Annotated in this window: 1 pseudogene; it reads left to right on the forward strand. The window is 37.3% G+C overall.

The window, feature by feature from the left end:
- Nucleotides 1-855, forward strand: a pseudogene (gene spa, locus IDG60_RS16235) (staphylococcal protein A); the annotation flags it as partial.
- Nucleotides 856-963: the final 108 nt, after the last annotated feature.

Here is a 963-nt window from a genome sequence, read left to right on the forward strand (position 1 = left end):
CAAAGTGCTAACCTATTGTCAGAAGCTAAAAAGTTAAATGAATCTCAAGCACCGAAAGCGGATAACAAATTCAACAAAGAACAACAAAATGCTTTCTATGAAATCTTACATTTACCTAACTTAAACGAAGAACAACGCAATGGTTTCATCCAAAGCTTAAAAGATGACCCAAGCCAAAGCGCTAACCTTTTAGCAGAAGCTAAAAAGCTAAATGATGCACAAGCACCAAAAGCTGACAACAAATTCAACAAAGAACAACAAAATGCTTTCTATGAAATTTTACATTTACCTAACTTAACTGAAGAACAACGTAACGGCTTCATCCAAAGCCTTAAAGACGATCCTTCAGTGAGCAAAGAAATTTTAGCAGAAGCTAAAAAGCTAAACGATGCTCAAGCACCAAAAGAGGAAGACAACAAAAAACCTGGTAAAGAAGACGGCAACAAACCTGGCAAAGAAGACGGCAACAAGCCTGGTAAAGAAGACAACAAAAAACCTGGTAAAGAAGACGGCAACAAGCCTGGTAAAGAAGACGGCAACAAACCTGGTAAAGAAGACGGCAACGGAGTACATGTCGTTAAACCTGGTGATACAGTAAATGACATTGCAAAAGCAAACGGCACTACTGCTGACAAAATTGCTGCAGATAACAAATTAGCTGATAAAAACATGATCAAACCTGGTCAAGAACTTGTTGTTGATAAGAAGCAACCAGCAAACCATGCAGATGCTAACAAAGCTCAAGCATTACCAGAAACTGGTGAAGAAAATCCATTCATCGGTACAACTGTATTTGGTGGATTATCATTAGCCTTAGGTGCAGCGTTATTAGCTGGACGTCGTCGCGAACTATAAAAACAAACAATACACAACGATAGATATCATTTTATCCAAACCAATTTTAACTTATATACGTTGATTAACACATTCTTATTTGAAATGATAAGAATCATCTAAATGCAC

The organism is Staphylococcus sp. EG-SA-2 (genome assembly GCF_017152085.1).